Source organism: Streptomyces sp. NPDC048258 (genome assembly GCF_043201995.1).
Taxonomy (GTDB): Bacteria; Actinomycetota; Actinomycetes; order Streptomycetales; family Streptomycetaceae; genus Streptomyces.
In genome coordinates, this window is sequence record NZ_JBICZH010000027.1 from 56,602 (window position 1) to 71,403 (window position 14,802).

Consider the following 14,802-nt stretch of genomic DNA (forward strand, 5'->3'; position numbering starts at 1 on the left):
TCCTTGGGTGGTCGGGGCGGCGGACGGCTCCGTGTGGGCGGTCATCGGGTCGCGGTCACCAGCGTGTGCGTGCCGAGCAGCGGCTCGGCGGCGGTGTCGGTGAAGCCGGCCTCGGAAAGCCAGGTGCGGACGTCGTCGATGCGGTACTCCGAGCCGTCCTGGCTGACGAGGCGCATGTGGAGGCTGGAGAGCAGGCGCTCGGCGTTGCGGCGCTCGTCGTCGATCATCCGGTCGTAGATGAGGACCTGGCCGCCGGGGTTGACGGAGGCGAAGACGCGGCGCAGCAGTTCCTGGCGGCGGTCGGTGTCGAAGCCGTGCAGGATGTGGCCGAGCACGATGACGTCGGCCTTCGGGATGTCGTCCGCGAAGAAGTCGCCGCCGGTGAACTCGATCCGGTCGCCGAGGCCGAGGCGGGTGGTGTGCTCGGTGAACAGCGGGCGGGTGCGCTCCAGGTCGAACACGCCGGCCTTCAGGTGCGGGTGCTCCTTGACCAGCACGGACGCGAGGTTGCCGCGCGCGCCGCCGAGGTCGACGAAGGAGGAGTGGCGGCTCCAGTCGATGCTGCCGGCGAGCTCGATGCCCATCCGGTCGCTGTACGCGTCGAGACCGGCGAAGAAGCGCTTCATCTTCTCGGGGTCGTTGTGCGTGTTCCCGACGAAGCCGCCCTTGTCGGGGTCGAGGTGCTGCGGGGCGCCGGTGGTCAGCGCCTCGGTGAGCCGGCCCCAGGTGCCGTACAGGGTCTCGTTGGTCAGCTCGACGAAACCGCCGAGGTACGTGGAGGTGCCGGGCACCAGGTACGCACGGGCCAGCGGCCCGTTGGCGTACTGGTCGCCGGTGCGCTCCAGCAGGCCGAGACCGGCCAGCGCGTCCAGGAAGTCGGCGGCCATGCGCGGGTGCAGGCCGGACTCGGCGGCGATGTGGTCCGCGTCGGCCGGTCCCTCGGCGAGGGCGCCGAACACGCCGAGCGTCACGGCGCTGTGCAGCACCTTGGCCGCGCAGTCCGCAATGGTCAGCTTGATCAGCGGACCGGGGTCGACCGCCGCGGCCGTCGTACGGTCATCGGTCGTTGTCACGCGAGCCTCCTAGCAAACCGTGGGGACCGCTTCGGTCCTTCTCCCGACAATGGCCGGTTCGCGTGGAGTCCCACTCGAAGCGGCCTGAAGCCGCGGGAGCCCGTACCGCCGCCGACATGGAGAAGTGCCGCCCGCCCGCCGCCGGTGGCGGGGGTGGGCGGCGCTTCGGCCGTGATCACACGCGGGGGATGGTGCGATCAGGCCGCTTCGGGGGAGCCGTCGGCCGAGGACGGAGCGGGGGCCGCGGCGGCGGAGCCGGCCGGTATCCCGGCACCGTCGCCGCCGGTGGGCGCGCCGTCGGCGCGCGGGGCGGGGCCGTCGTCGCCGGCACCGTGGTGGTGGGAGCGCAGCGTGACGTTCTTCATCAGCAGGGCGAGGACCAGGCCGGCCACGAGAACGGGCACCGCTGCGGTGAACACCTGGGTGAGGGAGACGGCGTAGGACTGCTCGACGGCGCTGCGCACCGGCGCGTCGAGCGAGTCGAGGACCGTGTTCGAGGAGAGGGAGTCGTGGTCGACGCCGCCGAGGGCACCGGCCGGGACGCGGTCGGCGAGTTCGTCGGTCAGCCGGCCGTAGAAGAGGGCGGCGAAGAGCGAGATGCCGATCGAGGTGCCGAAGGAGCGTCCGAAGGTCACCGCGGCCGAGACGGCGCCCATGTCCCGGGCAGGCGCGGTGTTCTGCGCGGCCTGCGTGAAGACCTGGGCGGAGAGGCCCGAGGCGAATCCGAAGACCGCCATGTAGAGGGCGGCGAGGCCGCGCGGGGTGTCGGCGTCCATGGTGGACAGCAGGAGGGCACCGACGATGCCGACGGCCATGCTCAGGACGGGGAAGATCTTGTACGTGCCGGTCCTGGCAATGATCTTGCTGGAGGCCACGGAGGAGAGGACGACGCCGAGCATCATCGGGAGCAGGACGAAGCCGGAGGCGGCGGGACCGGCGCCGGTGACGACCTGGACGTACAGGGCGAGGAAGTTGACGGCGCCGGCGAACACGATCCCGCAGACGGCGGCGCCGAGCAGCGAGAGGGTGAAGGTGGAGTCCTTGAACAGGCGCAGCGGGACGATCGGCTCGTCCGCGCGGGACTCGGCCTTGACGAACAGGGCGAGGAGCAGCAGGGCCGCGAGGCCGAGGCCGAGGATCTGCGGGGAGTTCCAGGCGTACTCGACGCCGCCCCAGGAGGTGAGGAGCGTCAGGGAGACGATGGCGCCGGACAGGGTGAGGACGCCGGCGTAGTCGATCGTGGACGCGCGGACGGCGCGCGGCAGGTGCAGGTACTTGGCGAGCAGGACGACGATGACGGCGCCGACGGGAAGGTTGAACAGGAACACCCAGTGCCAGCTGAGCGCCTCGGTGAGCACGCCGCCGACGGCGGGGCCGGCGAGTGCGGCGCCGGCGAAGATCATGCCGAACATGCCGTAGTACGTGGCGCGTTCGCGCGGGGCGAAGAGCTCGCCGATGGTGGCGAGAACGGAGACGAAGAGGCCTCCGGCACCGAGACCCTGCACGACGCGGAAGAGGATGAGCTGTTCCATGGAGCCGGCCAGGCCCGCGAGCAGGGAGCCGAGGAGGAACAGGGCCGTCGCCGACAGGAAGGTGACCTTGCGGCCGAAGAGGTCGCCGAGCTTGCCGTAGACGGGCGTGGTCACGCTGCTGGCGATGACGTACGCGGTGGTCACCCACGCGAAGAGGTCGATGCCGCCGAGGTCGCCCGCGATGCGGGGCAGGGCGGTGGCGACGATCTGCAGGTCGAGGATGGCCAGGAACGCGGCGAGCATGCAGGCGATCAGGACGGGGGTGGTCCGGGTGCCGGAGGGATGCGGCCCTCTCGGCGCCCGCGCGGTGGTAGCGGACATGGTGGTGCCGCCTTTCGGATCGGTGTGCGCGGTCCCCGTCGCACCGGCCGCTGCGCGGCGGCCGGCGTCACCTGTCTGTCTCGGCCCGGAAGCGGCCAGGGGAAATTCGCGGATGGTTTCGGTTGCCGTGGGGGTGCGGCCGGCCCGTCCCGGGAGGACAGGGCCGGCCGCCCGCCCGGCAGGGCCTCAGGGAACGAGGACGACCTTGCCGAGCTGGGCACGCGCTTCCAGGAGCTCGTGGGCCTTGGCGGCCTCCGCGAGCGGCAGGCGCTCGTGGACGACCGGCTTGACCTGGCCGGAGCCGATGAGCTCGAGCAGGTGGCGCAGGCCTTCGGCCACCGCCTCCTGCTTGTTGTGGAGCATGGCGTAGAGGGGCTGAAGCCCGCGACGTTCTTCATGCGGGACAGGGCCAGGGTGGGGAGCGACGGGATGTCGCCGGAGGCCGAGCCGTAGAAGACGAGGGTGCCGAACTGGGCGGTGATGCCCAGGGACTTCAGCAGGACGTCGCCGCCGACGGTTTCGAGGACCACGTCGGCGCCGCGGCCGTCGGTGGCGGCGAGGACCTGGTCGACCCAGTCCTCGTCGCTGTAGTTGACGGTGACGTCGGCACCGAGCTCGCGGACGAAGTCCAGCTTGGCCTGGGTGCCGGCGGTCGCGATGACCTTGCCGGCGCCGAGGGCCTTGGCGATCTGCACGGCGAGGTGGCCGACGCCCCCGGAGGCCGCGTCGATCACGATCGTCTGGCCGGGCCGGAGGCGGCCGGCCTCCTTGATCGCGTGGTACGCGGTCTGGGCGGGGCTCGGCAGGAGGGTCGCGGCGGCGGCGTCGAGGTCCTGCGGGATCTTGATGAGCCAGCCGGCGTCGGCGACGACGTGGTCCGCGTAGGCGCTGTGGTCGATGTCGCCGACGACACGGTCGCCGACGGCGAGGCCGGTGACGCCTTCGCCGACGGCCTCGATCGTGCCGGCGACGTCCCCGCCGGGGGCGCCGGGCAGACCGGCGTGGCCGCCGATCGGGATGCCCTGGCGGCGCTGGACCTCGGCGAAGGTGACGCCGATGGCCTCGGCGCGGATCAGGACCTGACCCGGACCGGGCTGCGGCTTCTCCGCCTCTTCGAGGCGCAGCACCGACGGAGCGCCGTGCTCGTAGTGGCGGATGATCCGCATGATGTCTCCCAACCGTGGTTCTGTGGACCCGCTCTTATGTATGTTGTCATGCATTTGATTGCGAGTCCACATTAAATAGGCCGGTGATTCTCCGAGCCGCTACTGGAAGACGGCGCGGGTCGGGTCGGTGACCCCGGCCCAGGTCTCCAGGGCCGCACGCAGCCCCTCGGCGATCTCGGTGGCCGAGGCGCTCTTGTCCGCGGCCCAGACGACATAGCCGTCGGGGCGGACGAGCACACCGGCGAGCTCCGGCTCCTCCGCGCACTCGGCGACGACGTGGCCGACGCGGCCGGCCCACTTCAGCGGCGCGGCCCACTCCTGGTACACCTCGGAGATCTCCGGGCGGCCGGCGAGGTCGAGCAGCGCGAAGTTGCCCCGGCGCAGGTACTTCGGGAGGGTCTCGACGCCTTCCTCGGTCTTCAGCGTCAGGTCGCGGGCGAAGTCGCCGAGCAGCCGGTGCCCGGGACCCTCGATGTCGTAGCGGACCCGGACACCACTGAGCATCTCGGCGATGTGGCGGTTGACCTCGTCCTTGGTCATCAGCTCCTGGAAGAGCTCGCGCAGCTGGGTGACGTAGGGGTCGGGGTTCATCAGCGCGATCTGGGCGCGGGTGTTGGCCAGCACCTTGCGGGCCGGCTCCTGGCGCTCCTTGTCGTACGTGTCGAGCAGGCCTTCGGAGCCCCACCCGTTGATCGTCGCGGCGAGCTTCCAGCCGAGGTTGAGGGCGTCCTGCAGACCGAGGTTGACGCCCTGGCCACCGACGGGGAAGTGGGTGTGCGCGGCGTCGCCGGCCAGCAGGATGCGCCCCTCGCGGTAGCGCTCGGCCTGGCAGGCGGAGTCGGTGAACCAGGACAGCCAGCGCGGCTCGCTCGCACCGAGGTCGTCGCCCCAGATCTCGCGCAGGCTGTCGGTGAACTCCTCCAGCGTCAGCTCGGAGCCCGCCTCCTTGCCCTGCTCGAAGTCGAAGGTCGCGACGCGGTGGTACGTGTCGTCGAGCGGGACGCAGAAGAGCAGGCCGCGCTCGGTGCGCTCCATGCCCATCGGCGCCTTCTCGCGGTCGGCGAGGACGACGTCGGCCAGGCGCGCGGTGACGCGGCCGCCGGTGCCGGGGAAGCCGATGCCCGCGGACTTGCGGACCAGGCTGCGGCCGCCGTCGGTGCCGACGACGTAGCGGCCGCGCAGGGTGTAGGAGCCCTCGGGGCCGGTGACGTCGACCTCGGCGCCGTCCTCGTCCTGGCGGACGGCGGTCACCTCGTGGCCCCGGCGGATCTCGGAGCCGAGTTCCAGCGCGCGCTCCTCCAGGAGGCGTTCGGTGCGGGTCTGCTCGGAGAGCAGCGCGTAGTTGTGCGCGCTGTCGAGCAGGGAGAAGTCGACCCAGACGTCGAGACCGGCGAAGTGGCCGTTGCTCCACGAGTGGGCGCCCTCGCGGAAACGCTCGGCCAGGCCGCGGCGGTCGAGCGATTCCAGCGAACGGGCGTGCAGCCCGAAGGCCTTGGAATGGGGAGTCCGCTCGGTGAGGCGCTCCAGCACGACGGCCTTGGCACGGGCGATGCGGAGTTCGGAGGCGAGCAGCATGCCCACCGGCCCTCCGCCGACGATGAGGACGTCGAAGTCGAAGTCCTTGGTGTCCGGCATTGCGGTCCTTCCAGGGGAGAGAGGGTGTTGCCACGGGGTGAAATTATATGCGTGTAGACACGCAATCGATTGTCAGCATACACATGCCGACTGTCCTCGATCGCCGGGCCTAGGATGTTCGTCATGGAGACTTCGACCACGAGGCAGAAGACCGCGCAGCCCCGCTCCGCGCAGGGCCCGCTGGCCTCCGCGGATCCGCTGGACGCGGTCGGCCCGGCCTTCTCGCGGCTGCGCCGCGCTTCCGCGCTGAACGCGGAAAGGCCGGTGTCCCGCAAGGACATGACCCGGACGCTGGTGCTCAACATCGTGGAAGAGGGACCGGAGCACGACGGGCAGGAGATCACCGTCGGAGTCGTCGCCGAGCGGCTGGCGGTGGACCCCTCGGTGGCCAGCCGCATGGTCACCGACTGCATCTCCGCCGGCTACCTGGTCCGCGCCGCGTCCCAGCAGGACGGACGCCGGACGATCCTGCAGATGTCGGACGAGGGACTGGCGATGCTGGCGGCGTTCCGCCGCCACCAGCGGGCCGCTTTCGAGTTCATCACCCGGGAGTGGCCCGACGACGAGCGCCTGCAGTTCGCCCGCCTGCTGATCAAGTACGTCGACTCGGTCGCCGAGATGCGCGACACCCGGGCCGACGGATAACCGCCAGTCCCTCATCGCTCAGCGCGCCAGGATCCGGCGCAGCGCCGCCGTCAGCGCCGCGCCCTGCTCACCGGCGGGGATCACGGCCGGGGTGCGCCACGCGACGATTCCGTCCGGTCGCACCAGGACGGCGCCCGAGGCGGCCACGCCGTAGGCGGCGGCCCAGCGGCCTTCCGGGTCCGCCAGCGCCCCGCCGTCGGCGGCCGGCGCGATGCGGTGGAAGGCGAGGTCGACGCCGAGCGCCGTGGCGGCCGCTCCGGCCGCGTCGGCCCAGGAGCCGCCGTCCGCCCCGGCCAGCAGGACGAAACCGGTGCCGAACAGCTCCAGCGTGGACAGCGGCGCGCCGTCACGCTCCAGCACCACGTACGGAGCGCGGGTGCCGGGCTCGCCGCGCAGGGTGCGCGGGTCGGAGGTGAGCGGCGGCCGCTCCACGCCGGCCTCGGTGATGAAGGCGCCGGAGGGGTAGGCCTGGCCCATCGTCACGGTCATCGCGTCGTCGGTGGCGGCCTTCTCCTCGTCCGTCGCGGTGCCCGAGCGCAGGGCGAGCTGGAGCGAGCCCTGCCGCGCGGTGTAGGTGCCGACCGGCCAACGCTCTTCCTGGTAGGTGTCGAGCAGGGCGGTGCCCGCGGCGCCCTTGGTCACCAGGGCCAGCTTCCAGGCCAGGTTGAAGGCGTCGGCGATGCCGGTGTTGGCCCCGTAGCCGCCGGTGGGCGGGATCTGGTGGGCGGCGTCGCCCGCGATCAGGACCCGGCCCTGGACGAAGGTCCTGGTGACGAGTTCGGCCATGTCCCACGGGAAGCGGGAGCGGACGGTGACCTCGACCTCGTCCGAGCCGATCGCGGCGGAGACCAGCTCGGCGCAGCGGGCGTCGGTGAAGTCGTCGAGGCCCTCGCCCTTGTCGGGGTCGTAGCCGACGATCAGGGTGCCCTCGGTGAGGGTGTCGTCGTGCACCAGGATGCCGGTGACCGTGTCGTTCTTGACGTGGACGACGCTGTAGCGGCGGTCCCCGAGGACCGCGCCGAAGTCGGCGCCGAACGCGATGCTGACGTGCCGGGAGAGCACGCCGCGGCCTTCGCGCGCCAGGCCCAGCGACTCCCGTACGGTGCTGCGCGGCCCGTCGGCGGCCACCAGGTAGTCGGCGGTCAGGGTGGTCTCGGCGCCCTCCGCGTCCTTGACGACGGCCGTGACACCGCCCTCGTCCTGCGTGAAGGAGACCAGTTCCGTGCTGAACCGCAGGTCGGCGCCGAGCTTCTCGGCCCGGGCGCGCAGGATCGGCTCCAGCCGGTCCTGCGGCAGCAGCAGCAGCTTGGAGGGGGTCAGGTCCGCGAGCTCGTCGCCGCCCTCCAGTTCCTCCTTGCTGAAGAGGACCTCGCCGGCCAGCGAGACCACACCCGCGCGGGTCTTGTGCTTCTCGAAGCCGGACGCGGCCGCCTTGGCGGCCGCCTCGACCCCCACGGTGCCCAGGATCTCGGCCGTACGGGGGTAGTAGCCGACCGCGCGCGGGTGGATGGAGGTGCTGGGGTGCCGCTCGACCAGGGTGCAGGGCACGTTGTGATGGGCGAGGAACACCGCGGTGGAGAGGCCGACGAGGCTGCCACCGACGATCAGTACATGCGTGCCGCTCTTACTCACAAAGAACCCCTCTCGCGGATACCGGTCTGTGCGGATCGTGGCAGCGGCCGGTGGACCTGAACTCGAACTCCGCTCGGGTTCTCAGGCCTTGACGCGGTACGTCGACCAGGAGCTGTCCGCCGTGAACCCGAGGCGGCGGTTGAGGGCGACGACGGCGTCGTTGCGCACGTCGTTCCAGGCCTGGACGAGGGCGACCTGCCCGTTCTCGCGGGCGGTACGGGCCAGCAGGTCCGCCTTGAGCCAGGTGCCCAGGCCCCGGCGGCGCCGGTCGGCGAGGACGAGGGTCTCCCCGGCGTCGGCCATCGGGCTGTCGCGGACGAAGACGGTGGCGTATCCCACGACGTCGCCGGTCGCGGCGTCGACCGCGGCGGTCACGTGCTGGCGGTGCCCGGCCCGCTCCGCCTCGGCCTCGCGCGCGCGGACGTCGTCGGCGGTGGGGGTGCGCACCTGCGCCTGGCCGTTGACGGGGGCGTCCAGGGTGCCCCAGGCGCGGGCGTAGGAGCCGACGAGCTCGTCGGGGCAGCGGTCGGTCCAGTGCACGAGGTGGTGGCCGGGTACCGCGCGGGCGGCGAGCTCGTCGAGTCCGGCGGCGGCCGGGCCCTTGAGGAAGAGGCGGTTGCGCAGGTTGGTGCCGCGCAGTTCGGCGCCGCAGCCGGAGGCGAAGGCCTCGGCGGCGGGGGTGTGCGGGGCGTCGACCATCAGGTGGCCGCGGCCGCGGGCGCGCAGTTCGGCGCGGGCGGCGTCGACCAGGGCGGTGCCCGCGCCGCGGCGGCGGAAGGACGGGAAGACCCACAGCGAGCCGTGGCCGGGTCCGGCCGGGTCGCCGAGGTCGAGGCCGAGCTTGGTCACGCCGACGGGCGTGTCACCGTCGAAGGCGGCCAGGACGATCCGGTCGGCGCCGTGCCGGCGTTGCAGCAGCCGGGCGAGCAGGGCCTCCGACACCGGGGGGTCGGAGGGCAGTTCGAGACTCATCGTCTCCTGGAAGCCCGGAACGAGGAGGGTGATGGTCGCCGGGTCGTCGCCGTCGAGGCTGCGGATGTCCATGCCGTCCATCGTTCACGACGGCGCTAGAGGTTCCTTCGAGAAGAGCTCGGGCACGGACGCCGCACCGTCCGTGCCCGAGCTGCGGAGGCCGGCCGGGCCGCCGGGGCCCGGCCGGCACGCTTTCACGCCTCGTGCGTCTCCGTGATCGTGATGGCCTGCACGGGGCAGGCCCGTACGGCCTCGCGCACCATCGGCTGGCCGGCGCCGTCCTCACGGCCGGCGATGACGACGGACAAGCCGTCCTCGTCCTGGTCGAACACCGAGGGAACGGAGACGACGCACTGGGCGGAGCCGATGCACCGGTCGGAATCGATCGAGATGCGCACGGCGGCCTCAACCTGCCTTCGTCGTCTGATGGGCGCCGTCGCGGTCTGCGCCGATGCTCTGCCCGTGCCGGAAGAAGCCGTCGGGGTCGTAGGCCCGCTTGATGTCGCGCAGCCGGGGGGCGTTCTCCCCGTAGTGGTCGCCCTCCCAGTCCGCCGCCACCCGCGAGCTGGGGAAGTTGATGTACGAGCCGGTGGCCAGCGGGGCGAGGGCCGCGCCGCACCGGTCGGCCCACTCGTCGAGTTCGACCGGGCCCCGGGCCGCCGACTCCTCGTCGCGCGTGGCGATCTGGAAGCCCGTCAGGAACTGAGCGTCGCGGTGGACGTACGCGGTCTCGGTGCGGCCGATCCGGTTGGCCGCGCCGCCGAGCGCGATGCACAGCAGGTAGCGCTCGTTGTCGAGGTCCGGGTTCCAGGCCCGCAGCAGGTCCTCGGCCTCGGCGCGGGTGACGGGCCGTCCGGTGAGCCGGTAGGCCTGGCGGGTGTACGGGTGGCGGTGGCCGATCGCGTCCGGGTGGGTGCCGGTGCGGTGGCACTGCTGGACGGTCTTGGATCCGCACAGCGCCTCGTGCATGACCGCGGCGTACGCTCCGGGCGCGCCGACCTCGCGGTGCACGGGCTTGGCGTCGGCCGCCTCGGTGAGCTCGTCGAGGGCCCGCTCCAGTTCCTCGGGCGCCCCGTGGTGCACGCCCCAGATCTTGACGACGGGCTTGCCGCCGGGGCCGAACATGCCGGGCAGTACGACCAGGGAGGTGCCGAGGTCCTCGGAGGCCGCGGCGGCCCAGGCCTGCCAGGCGGCCAGGACGGCGGGGGCGTCCTCGTAGGACCACAGGGTCTCGAAGGCGGTCAGCAGCGGGGCGTCGACGGGGCGCAGCTCGAACTCGGTGACGATGCCGAAGGTCCCGCCGCCGCCGCCGCGCAGCGCCCAGTACAGGTCGGGGTGCTCGTCCGCGGACGCGCGGACGGTCCGCCCGTCGGCGAGGACGACCCGGGCGGAGATGATCCGGTCGCTGGCGACGCCGAACTTGCGGGTCTGCCAGCCCAGTCCGCCGCCGGTCAGGAAGCCGCCCTGGCTGACGGTGGGGAAGGTGCCGGTGACGATCTGGCGGCCCTGGGCCCCCAGGACGTCGAGCGCGTCGAGCGACTGCACGCCGGCGCCGATGCGCACGGCGGGGCCGTCGGCGACGGCGTGGTTCATCCGGGACAGGTCGATGACCAGGCCCGTGCCGGTGGACCAGCCGTTGAAACTGTGGCCGGATCCGCGCACGTGGGCCTGCACACCGCTGTCCTGGGCGTGCCGTACGCAGGCGAGGACGTCCTCGGGGGACTCGCAGTAGGCGACGGCGTACGGGCTCACCGAGTCGTACTCGGTGTTCTGCAGTTGCCTGGCGAGCCGGTACCCCGGATCGGACGGGAGAACCAGCTCACCCTTGAGTTCGTCGCGCAGCATGGGGGTTCTTTTCCTCCGTGATTCCCGGTCCGGGGTACGAGACGCGTCGGCCGTCCGGCTACTTGTCGATGCCGAACTTGCGGGCGCTGACCTTGGAGCCCTCGTGGCCGCGCAGCAGGTCGCCCTTGGGCGAGTAGAAGTTGGCGCCGCCGGTGCCGACCCACTCGTCGTCGGAGACGAACTCGCCGGTGACGAAGACGTGCGCCTCGCCGACGTGCTCGCCCTCGGGGCTGACGGCGAGGATGTGGAAGTTGTAGTGGAAGGAGTCCGGTCCGGTGGACTCCCAGTTGCCCAGGCCGATGTTCTTGGCGTTGACCTGGTAGCAGGTGACGCCGCCGTCACCGGTGAAGGACGCCAGTCCGAACACGGACTTACCGTCGTCCTCCAGCTCCGTGGTCCAGGTTCCGACCAGCCTCGCGTCGGTCATGGCGATTCTCCTGACATGGGTTTCGGTTTGCGTGGTGTGCCGTCGATACGGTGCCGCTCCGGACTGGAGCCGTACTTGAACGGCCCTTCAGCGGGCGGGGGCGGTCATCTGCCGCGCCACATCCCGGCGCAGGCGTGCGGGTTGCGGTGGGTGCGGTGCCAGCCGCTGTCGGGCACCCGGGTGCCCGCGGCCGGCGCCTGCGCGGCGGCGGCCCGCCGGGAAAGCAGGGAGGTCAGGACGGCGGTGAGGGCGGCGGTCTCCTCCGCGGAGGGGTTGCCGCCGGTGATCTTCCAGGTGGTGGTCATGCGTCTGCCTCCTCGCGGCTCACACCGGCGGGTTGCCGTGCTTGCGGGACGGGATGTCGGCGTACTTGGAGCGGAGCATCGCGAGCGAGCCGATGAGCGCGGAGCGGGTCTCGGCCGGGTCGATGACGTCGTCCACCAGGCCGCGCTCGGCGGCGTAATAGGGGTGCATCAGCTCGGTCTGGTACTCCTTGATCTTCTGCGCCCGCTCGGCGTCCGGGTCCTCGGCCGCCGCGATCTCCCGCCGGAAGATGACGTTGGCCGCGCCCTCCGCGCCCATCACCGCGATCTCGTTCGTGGGCCAGGCGAGGGAGACGTCGGCGCCGATGGAGCGCGAGTCCATGACGATGTACGCGCCGCCGTAGGCCTTGCGCAGGATCAGCTGGATCCGCGGGACGGTGGCGTTGCAGTACGCGTACAGCAGCTTCGCGCCGTGCCGGATGATGCCGTTGTGCTCCTGGTCGACGCCGGGCAGGAAGCCGGGCACGTCGACGAGGGTGACCAGCGGGATGCTGAACGCGTCGCAGAACTGCACGAAGCGGGCGGCCTTCTCGCTCGCGTGGATGTCGAGGACCCCGGCCATCGCGGCGGGCTGGTTCGCGACGATCCCGGTGACGTGGCCGTCGAAGCGGGCCAGCGCGCACACGACGTTCTGCGCCCAGGCCGGCTGGGTCTCGAAGTACTCGCCGTCGTCGACGATCTCCTCGATGACCTTGCGGATGTCGTAGGCCTGGTTGGGGTTGGCCGGGACGAGGTCGGCGAGGGCGTCGGTGCGCCGGTCGGCGGGGTCGTCGGTCTCCTCGCGGGGGGCGGTCTCGCGGTTGTTGGAGGGCAGCAGCGACAGCAGGAACCGTACGTCCGCGAGGCAGCTCTCCTCGTCGTCGTACGCGAAGGCCGCCACACCCGAGACCGCCGCGTGGACGTCCGCGCCGCCGAGGCCGTTCTGGGTGATCTCCTCGCCGGTCACCGCGCGGACCACGTCCGGGCCGGTGATGAACATCTGCGAGGTCTCGCGGACCATGAACACGAAGTCGGTGAGGGCCGGGGAGTACGCGGCGCCGCCGGCGCACGGGCCCAGCATCACGGAGATCTGCGGGATGACGCCCGAGGCGCGGGTGTTGCGCTGGAAGATGCCGCCGTAGCCGGCGAGGGCGGTGACGCCCTCCTGGATACGGGCTCCCGCGCCGTCGTTGAGGCTGACCAGGGGGGCGCCGGCGGACTGCGCGAGGTCCATCACCTTGTGGATCTTCTGCGCGTGGGCCTCGCCGAGGGCGCCGCCGAAGATGCGGAAGTCGTGCGCGTACACGAAGACGGTCCGCCCGTGGACCGTGCCCCAGCCCGTGACGACCCCGTCGGTGTAGGGCTTCTTGTCCTCCAGCCCGAATCCGGTGGCCCGGTGCCGGCGCAGGGCCTCGATCTCGTGGAACGAGCCCTCGTCGAGCAGCAGCTCGATGCGCTCCCGCGCTGTCAGCTTGCCCTTGGCGTGCTGCCGTTCGGTGGCCTCGGGGTCGGGCCCGGCCACGGCCTGGGCCTTGATGCCGGCCAGTTCCGCGGCACGGTCCTGGATGCGGGCCGGTGCGGCGTCAGTGATGCTCACGGGTTTCCTCCGGGACTGTGGGGAGGTCTTCGGGTACGACGGGGCGGCTGGCCGGCGGGGTGTGGCCGGGGTTCACTGCCACAGGCCCATCAACTGCCGGAACAGGGCCGCCTCGGTCTCGTCGAACGGGAGATCCGGGCGGAGCCTCTCCGGGTGCCGGGGAGGCGGCCCCTGGGGGGCGCTCGTCTCCTCCGGCGGGAACCAGACCCAGATGCTGCCCGCCGCGACCAGCATCTTGTAGACGGCGTGGAGCACTCGGTGCGGCCTCATACGCGCGGCCTCCGTTCTGTGGGCCGGGAACGCACATCGGAACCAGCCAACCCTCGCCCGGCGCCCTCGACGTCCCGTGGAAGTCCGCTTGAGGACCGGTCTCGGGTGCGCCGGTGCGCGTACAGGGCCGTGAGGGCCGCGGCCACGGTGACCAGGCCGCCCGTGTACATGCCGGAGCGTGCCCCGTAGCGCTCGCAGAGCCATCCGACGAGCAGGGCGCCGAGCGGGGTGGACCCCTGAAGGATCATGGTGTAGAGGGCCAGCACGCGGCCTCGGTAGCGCGGGTCGCTGCCGAGCTGGATGCGGTGGTTGGCGGCCTGGGCGAAGGAGATGGTGGCGAACCCGGTGGCCGCCAGCAGCGGGATCGCCAGGGCGTAGCTGGGCGCGAGGCCGCTGGCGGTCTCCAGGACTCCGAAGGCGAGGGCGGCGCCGATGACCAGTCCGGGGCCTGGCCTGCCGCGGCGGGCGGTGCCGGCGAAGGCGCCGAGCAGGGAGCCGGCCGCCATGGCGGTGGTCAGCAGTCCGAAGCTCGCCGATCCGGAGTGGAAGACGGTCTTGGCGAGCAGCGGCAGGGTGAGCGCGAAGTTGAAGCCGAACATGCCGACGGCGGCGACGAGGCCGAGCGGCATGACGAGGTCGGGTCTGCCCCTGATGTAGCGCAGTGCGTCGGCGATCCGGGCGTCGCCCGGGGCGGCCCCGGTGCGCTGCAGCTCCTTCGTGCGCATCATCATCAGGCTGGCGACGGTGGCGAGGTAGCTGAGCGCGTTGAGCAGCATCACCGGCCCGGTGGAGTCGGATCCGCTGATCAGGAGCCCGGCGAGGGCGGGGCCGAGGATGCGCGCGGTGTTGAAGTACGCGGCGCTGAGCGCGGAGGCGTTGGGCAGCAGCTCGCTGCCGACCAGCTCGCTGACGAAGGACATCCGGGTGGGCGACTCGACGGCGGACACGGCGCCCAGGGAGCCGGCGAAGACGAGGATGACCGGCAGGCTCGCCCGCCCTGCCAGCACCACGAGGGCGAGGAGCAGGGCGAGCAGCCCGGCCGCGAGGTTCGCGAGGATCAGCAGCCTGCGCTTGTCGTACCGGTCGGCGAGTCGTCCCCCGTACAGGGTCAGGAGCAGCGTCGGGGTGAACTGCACGGCCGTGACGAGCCCGAGGGCGGTGGCCGAGTCGCCGCTGAGCGACAGCACCAGCCAGTCCTGGGCGACGAACATCATCCAGGTGCACATCACGGACAGCAGCTGACCGGTGGCGAAGAGCCTGAAGTTGCGTACGGACAGGGACTGGAACACGTCAGTAGCGGTAGTGGTCCGGCTTGTACGGGCCCTCGACGGGGACGCCGATGTAGTCGGCCTGCTCCGGGCGGAGCGTGGTCAGCCTGACGCCGA

15 protein-coding genes and 1 pseudogene are annotated in these 14,802 nt (G+C 72.0%); 1 reads left to right on the forward strand and 15 read right to left on the reverse strand.

The window, feature by feature from the left end:
- Positions 1-41 precede the first annotated feature (41 nt).
- The 5 genes and pseudogenes from ACGFYQ_RS37205 to ACGFYQ_RS37225 form a co-directional block, all read right to left on the reverse strand.
- Complete coding sequence (locus ACGFYQ_RS37205; protein ID WP_393750976.1) at positions 42-1,073, reverse strand: methyltransferase; 1,032 nt, start codon at positions 1,071-1,073, stop codon at positions 42-44.
- A gap of 197 nt (positions 1,074-1,270) precedes the next feature.
- Positions 1,271-2,926, reverse strand: coding sequence for an MDR family MFS transporter (locus ACGFYQ_RS37210; protein ID WP_393750978.1), 1,656 nt, complete (start codon positions 2,924-2,926; stop codon positions 1,271-1,273).
- A 186-nt stretch (positions 2,927-3,112) separates the two neighbouring features.
- Entirely contained in the window at positions 3,113-3,289 is a 177-nt protein-coding gene (locus ACGFYQ_RS37215) for a zinc-binding dehydrogenase (RefSeq protein ID WP_393751000.1), read from the reverse strand.
- Positions 3,290-3,363: 74 nt separating this feature from the next.
- Positions 3,364-4,164 (reverse strand): annotated as a pseudogene (locus ACGFYQ_RS37220) (zinc-binding alcohol dehydrogenase family protein); the annotation flags it as partial.
- A gap of 27 nt (positions 4,165-4,191) precedes the next feature.
- Positions 4,192-5,727, reverse strand: a complete 1,536-nt coding sequence (locus tag ACGFYQ_RS37225; RefSeq protein WP_393750980.1) for an FAD-dependent monooxygenase — start codon at positions 5,725-5,727, stop codon at positions 4,192-4,194.
- Positions 5,728-5,850: 123 nt separating this feature from the next.
- Between ACGFYQ_RS37225 and ACGFYQ_RS37230 the strand changes: the two genes are divergently transcribed.
- Positions 5,851-6,372, forward strand: coding sequence for a MarR family winged helix-turn-helix transcriptional regulator (locus ACGFYQ_RS37230; RefSeq protein ID WP_393750982.1), 522 nt, complete (start codon positions 5,851-5,853; stop codon positions 6,370-6,372).
- Between the two features lie 18 nt (positions 6,373-6,390).
- On the opposite strand, the gene ACGFYQ_RS37235 is transcribed toward ACGFYQ_RS37230, so the two are convergent.
- The 10 genes from ACGFYQ_RS37235 to ACGFYQ_RS37280 form a co-directional block, all read right to left on the reverse strand.
- On the reverse strand, positions 6,391-8,004 hold the full coding sequence (locus ACGFYQ_RS37235; RefSeq protein ID WP_393750984.1) for an FAD-dependent oxidoreductase: 1,614 nt from the start codon (positions 8,002-8,004) through the stop codon (positions 6,391-6,393).
- An 81-nt stretch (positions 8,005-8,085) separates the two neighbouring features.
- The gene (locus ACGFYQ_RS37240) at positions 8,086-9,048 is read right to left on the reverse strand and encodes a GNAT family N-acetyltransferase (protein WP_393750986.1); all 963 of its coding nucleotides are present in this window, start codon (positions 9,046-9,048) and stop codon (positions 8,086-8,088) included.
- Positions 9,049-9,170: 122 nt separating this feature from the next.
- On the reverse strand, positions 9,171-9,374 hold the full coding sequence (locus ACGFYQ_RS37245; protein ID WP_393750988.1) for a ferredoxin: 204 nt from the start codon (positions 9,372-9,374) through the stop codon (positions 9,171-9,173).
- 7 nt (positions 9,375-9,381) lie between these two features.
- Positions 9,382-10,821 carry an FAD-binding oxidoreductase gene (locus ACGFYQ_RS37250; RefSeq protein WP_393750990.1) on the reverse strand — a complete coding sequence of 480 codons (1,440 nt, stop codon included), beginning with the start codon at positions 10,819-10,821 and terminating at the stop codon, positions 9,382-9,384.
- A gap of 58 nt (positions 10,822-10,879) precedes the next feature.
- Positions 10,880-11,248: a hypothetical protein gene (locus ACGFYQ_RS37255; RefSeq protein WP_328930710.1), complete on the reverse strand. Its 369-nt coding sequence runs from the start codon at positions 11,246-11,248 to the stop codon at positions 10,880-10,882.
- Between the two features lie 104 nt (positions 11,249-11,352).
- Positions 11,353-11,553 (reverse strand): acyl-CoA carboxylase subunit epsilon, encoded by a 201-nt coding sequence (locus ACGFYQ_RS37260; protein ID WP_393750992.1) that lies wholly within the window; start codon positions 11,551-11,553, stop codon positions 11,353-11,355.
- Positions 11,554-11,572: 19 nt separating this feature from the next.
- Positions 11,573-13,147, reverse strand: a complete 1,575-nt coding sequence (locus tag ACGFYQ_RS37265; protein WP_393750994.1) for an acyl-CoA carboxylase subunit beta — start codon at positions 13,145-13,147, stop codon at positions 11,573-11,575.
- 72 nt (positions 13,148-13,219) lie between these two features.
- Positions 13,220-13,417 (reverse strand): DUF6059 family protein, encoded by a 198-nt coding sequence (locus ACGFYQ_RS37270; RefSeq protein ID WP_393750996.1) that lies wholly within the window; start codon positions 13,415-13,417, stop codon positions 13,220-13,222.
- Positions 13,414-14,706 (reverse strand): MFS transporter, encoded by a 1,293-nt coding sequence (locus ACGFYQ_RS37275; protein WP_393750998.1) that lies wholly within the window; start codon positions 14,704-14,706, stop codon positions 13,414-13,416. The genes ACGFYQ_RS37270 and ACGFYQ_RS37275 overlap by 4 nt, the downstream gene beginning before the upstream one ends.
- Position 14,707: 1 nt before the next feature.
- A partial coding sequence (locus tag ACGFYQ_RS37280; protein ID WP_362402195.1) for an adenosylhomocysteinase occupies positions 14,708-14,802 on the reverse strand: 95 nt, incomplete at its 5' end.

Excerpts from the sequence above, each read along its gene's own strand:
- ACGFYQ_RS37225 (WP_393750980.1), bottom strand. The coding sequence starts at position 5,727 with ATGCCGGACACCAAGGACTTCGACTTCGACGTCCTCATCGTCGGCGGA.
- ACGFYQ_RS37255 (WP_328930710.1), bottom strand. The coding sequence starts at position 11,248 with ATGACCGACGCGAGGCTGGTCGGAACCTGGACCACGGAGCTGGAGGAC.
- ACGFYQ_RS37250 (WP_393750990.1), bottom strand. The coding sequence starts at position 10,821 with ATGCTGCGCGACGAACTCAAGGGTGAGCTGGTTCTCCCGTCCGATCCG.
- ACGFYQ_RS37260 (WP_393750992.1), bottom strand. The coding sequence starts at position 11,553 with ATGACCACCACCTGGAAGATCACCGGCGGCAACCCCTCCGCGGAGGAG.
- ACGFYQ_RS37210 (WP_393750978.1), bottom strand. The coding sequence starts at position 2,926 with ATGTCCGCTACCACCGCGCGGGCGCCGAGAGGGCCGCATCCCTCCGGC.
- ACGFYQ_RS37230 (WP_393750982.1), top strand. The coding sequence starts at position 5,851 with ATGGAGACTTCGACCACGAGGCAGAAGACCGCGCAGCCCCGCTCCGCG.
- ACGFYQ_RS37270 (WP_393750996.1), bottom strand. The coding sequence starts at position 13,417 with ATGAGGCCGCACCGAGTGCTCCACGCCGTCTACAAGATGCTGGTCGCG.
- ACGFYQ_RS37240 (WP_393750986.1), bottom strand. The coding sequence starts at position 9,048 with ATGGACATCCGCAGCCTCGACGGCGACGACCCGGCGACCATCACCCTC.
- ACGFYQ_RS37215 (WP_393751000.1), bottom strand. The coding sequence starts at position 3,289 with ATGCTCCACAACAAGCAGGAGGCGGTGGCCGAAGGCCTGCGCCACCTG.